This is a genomic window from Escherichia sp. MOD1-EC6842, from assembly GCF_002965705.1.
Taxonomy (GTDB): domain Bacteria; phylum Pseudomonadota; class Gammaproteobacteria; order Enterobacterales; family Enterobacteriaceae; genus Escherichia; species Escherichia ruysiae.
In genome coordinates, this window is the sequence record NZ_PTRF01000043.1 from 1 (window position 1) to 4,320 (window position 4,320).

The window sequence follows — 4,320 nt, forward strand, 5'->3', positions numbered from 1 at the left end:
GCATATATCAATGAAGGCAATTACAATAATTTATGTTTAGTTTCTAATATTTCTTTTTTAGGCAAATAACTAACAATTGCTTTATATCTGAAAACAACCTCCCTCCAGAACATAAGATCATTCTTTACTCCAAGCTTCTTATATAACTGGAGTTTTTGTGCCGAAATTGTTTTCGGGCTTCGTCGTCGATGCGTTGCAATTTCTGAAACATTTTTCCCTTGCAGTAAAAGAATCAAAATAACTTCCTCCGCTATAGTTAAATTCTCTCTTATAAGGAGGCAAACTCTTAATCTGTATTCTGGAATCAATACGGTAATATATCTGTGCATAAAAATACCTCCCGTTCTATTTTTTTCACTAAAATACGGTTTCATATATGAGATATTATCTATATACCCCAATGGTCTATATAATATAGTTAATGGTATTTAATTGTAATTTGTCCATGAGCCTCTAATGCACCTGGCTCAAAATCATCTGACAATCTAGTATAATATGCTTTAAACGGTATACCCAGTTGAGATATATCTCCGGTTAAGGGGATGTTTATTGGAGTAAGACCATCCCAAATAGCCTTAGATTCTCCTGACATTACAATGAACCCGACGCCACTTTGTTTTCCTGAAGAAGTTATAGCTGGTAAAACAGAGGGGGTATCGCTATATTTTCCAGTAAAAAATAGATCAAGCGAACCCGTAGTTCCATTTTCACAATTGAGACTGATAAACGAGTTATCACTAATACTAGTTAGTGCTTCACCTATATGTATACTTTTCAACATAGCCACACTGACAGGAGGAAGAATCATATTAACTGACTGCCCTTGTGGCATTAAACAACCACTACGATTCACCTGACCTGTCACATTTATATCTTCATTAATCCGATAAATAACTCTGCCATTTTCATCCAGTTGCTCAGTTATGCGTCTCATTAGCGGAATGTTAGTGAGCGTCCCTGCTCCTGTGCCTTCCTCTGTCTTTATCAACCCAAACAGTACTTGTTGGGTTGAGGTCTGGGTAGCCTTCTCAGGCTTTATCAAAATAGAAATACCACTGATGCCCGATTTAAAAATATAACCTTCACCTGTATTCATCGGATTTAATACCGATGATAAAGGATACCATGATATGCGTGTTGATTTGCAATGCTCTGTACATTCTGATTGAAAACTCTCATTCTGTGTATAAAAAGGTACGCTTGAACTAACATGTTGTTGTGGTATAATTGATTGATTACCAAAATTAATAATGCGATTCATGTTGTCGTCAGCTAACGCACTTCCAATGCAGCTAATAAATACAGATATATAAAGAGTATTTTTTTTCATAAGTCCCTCTTAGCGGCAGCTTAATGATATACGCGGTATTTCTGATGTATCATTTACTATATGAACAGATGCTTTACATTGAGCATTATCGCTATCCCCCCAACGAGCATATAGCTCACCGTACTCTGGTAATCCACTTATCCATACCTGACCATTATCAGCAACAATTCCATTATTTCTGAATCCTGATTTATCAGAGATCACGGAAACTATACTTCCAAATGGTACTGGTGTTCCGTCAGTTCTGATTAATGTAATTAAAGCCTTATTCCCTTTAACAACATTAAACCGGGCAGGTACTAATGCCCCACGTGATGGAATTACTGTCAAATCAGAGTTTATAATTTCTATTTTATCACTCGCACTATTGACATCAAGAGAAATACTGTTTTCCTGATAAGGCATTAAATTAGAGATAACAGTATAACCTTGCCAGTCTGTATATACTCCTGTGCCACTATTTACTTTTATACCTTTAGCACCATTCGTATCAATTAAGGCATTAGCACCATAAGGGCTGACCTCTTGAGATAGAGTCAGTCCACCGGGATGGATCGTCACACCACCTCTTGCACTATACATCCACTGCTTATTATATTTTTGGTAAGAGTACCCTGATTGAATTTCTCCATATGTACCGCGATAACGAGCATTAATACTACCTGAATTGCCAACCCCATGGTTTCCCTGCCCTTCCATAATGCTATATGACAAGCGTTGATCTAGCATAGACCCATTAACACCACTTTGAATAAGACTTTTACCATTATTCGTGAGTAAGCGGCTGCCTAGAGATGCATTATCATAATTCGAAAATGCACTAAATGGGACAGTAAACGACAGATACAACGATTTATCAGCAGCGTTATATTGGGGCTGTTTTGTATAAACTAAAGATAAGCTAGAAGATACCTCCTCGAATGTAAATGACCAGTTCAACTGTGATTGCCATCCTTCCCCCTCATTTCTAAAATAATGATCCCAGTCAGTATTCAAACTAAATTGACCAAAATTATCTGTATTTTGAATAATCTGCGTTGAGATACGACTTTGGTGACTGTATTTTATATCCAAATAGTCATTAGTATGCTGCGACTGTTGAAGATCATTGAATGAAAAATAACCAGGGGAATTATACCAGTATCCTGATAAACTGACTTGAGTGCCTGTTCTATCAAAGCTACGAACCCATGATGTACGCCAGGCTTGGCCATGCTCATCTGATGTGGTCAATTCTGAGTTACTTTGCGTCAAATCAAGTGAAAATGCCCCAAATTGTTCATGATACTTACCTGCCCCAAACATGTAAGCTCGGTAATTATCTGCTAACATCAGGCCGCCATAGAGCGTGATATCGGATTTTGCTCCCCAGGCAGCAGTTGTTTGAACAAAAGCAGGCTTCTCAACATTATTATTGCTCCAGTCTCTATCTTGACGATACCGCCCGATAGAGGCGCTGTAACGTAGACGACCTTCACGTTGTAAGACCGGGATAGACGCAGATGCTTGAGAAAAGCGCCTCACTGTTCCATCCGCTTCATGAACTTCTATATCCATATCACCAGAAAATAATGGATTTACATCTTTTAATTCAAATGGTCCTGCAGGTATATTCCCCTGCCATATAATTTGATTATTCTGACGTACAATAACCAGAGCCTGTGAGTATGCAATGCCTCGAATAATCGGACTGAAACTGGAAAGCCAGGGAACAATCATTCCGTCATCAGAGATGAGTTGCATACCTTCAAAGGGAAAACTTTCAAAAATGGTTCCATCTGTTGACGTCTGACCAATAGTAAATTGTCCACCTTGCCAAAAACTATAGTCATGAGTTGCCGAAGTATTAAGAGCGTGCCATCCCTTTTCATGTGATGATGAAGCCCCCCCAAAAAAACCATCGTGCCTTAGGCGCCATCCAGCAATGTTTAAGCTACTATTGATGGATAGCATATTCTGAGTGTTTGTCACACCGGAAAACTCTTGCAGAGAACCAGAATAGCGATAGTTCATCAACAGCGATGGAACTCCATCATTCCACAATTGTGGTGCTGTTCTAAGCCAATTAACCTGGCTCAGCCAGCGTTGAGGAATATTAATTGATAATGTTTGATTCTGATTATCAAAATTAATTTGAGTGCCTGGTAGTATACTTTCTAAATCTTTTCCAAGAATTTCATCCCCTACATTCTTTTCATCAGGAACTTCAACTCCCCATTTGGAGAGCATGGATCTCCTTAGAAGAGGAGTGACTTTTTCTTTAGTTGTCGGTACGAATTCTATTTCGTATACACCATTTTTCTTCCCGTTAACAATAGTGTTAACGGAATAAAGACCTGGAAGCAGTCCATCTGAATGAGAAAAATAACTCAAATCAACATTTAAAGGCTTCCCTTCATTCGAAAATGTCAGAAAGTCGGGATTAAATCTCATAGCCGCATCTCCTGTTGCTGAGAAGGCGGGATGAGAAAAAATAAAAACAAACAAAACTAACGGCTTTAATCGCATGAAAAAACCCTCACGCACTATAAGTATATATGAACTGGTTTACTTAAGCCGCCATAGTCATTGATAGTCTGGAATGAAAAACTATGAGCGCCTTTCCAAGCTATATTGATTGAGGAAAATGGAGCGATCATATAATCACCATTTTTTATTTCGGCATTGTTCACTTTTATTTTATCCAAAGTTACAAAGTATGGTGTCGGATTTCTTATTTCAATGCTAGTTTGATTATTTTTCACCTGTATTAATTCTGGTATTTTCTCTATGGATTTTGAATTATTAATATTATCAGGGCGGTAAAATAATTTTATTTTATTATTTATGGCAAACTGTATGTGAGATTTATTTCCATCCGAGGAACTCACTTGTGGCGGGATTGCCATTACATTAATACTAAATACGGATTCACGGTCTGATGGTAAAGACGATGAGTCAATAAGCTTATTAATTCTAAACTGTAAACTTTCTTTTTGATTAATCCTTAC

At 37.7% G+C, this 4,320-nt stretch carries 4 protein-coding genes; all 4 read right to left on the minus strand.

The features are described from left to right. Positions 1–20: 20 nt before the first annotated feature. Complete coding sequence (locus tag A7Z29_RS22890; protein WP_105290893.1) at positions 21–329, minus strand: LuxR C-terminal-related transcriptional regulator; 309 nt, start codon at positions 327–329, stop codon at positions 21–23. 89 nt (positions 330–418) lie between these two features. Beyond that, complete coding sequence (locus A7Z29_RS22895) at positions 419–1,330, minus strand: fimbrial protein (RefSeq protein WP_105290894.1); 912 nt, start codon at positions 1,328–1,330, stop codon at positions 419–421. 9 nt (positions 1,331–1,339) lie between these two features. Further along, on the minus strand, positions 1,340–3,838 hold the full coding sequence (locus A7Z29_RS22900; RefSeq protein ID WP_105290895.1) for a fimbria/pilus outer membrane usher protein: 2,499 nt from the start codon (positions 3,836–3,838) through the stop codon (positions 1,340–1,342). A 17-nt stretch (positions 3,839–3,855) separates the two neighbouring features. Beyond that, a partial coding sequence (locus tag A7Z29_RS22905; RefSeq protein WP_157944814.1) for a fimbrial biogenesis chaperone occupies positions 3,856–4,320 on the minus strand: 465 nt, incomplete at its 5' end.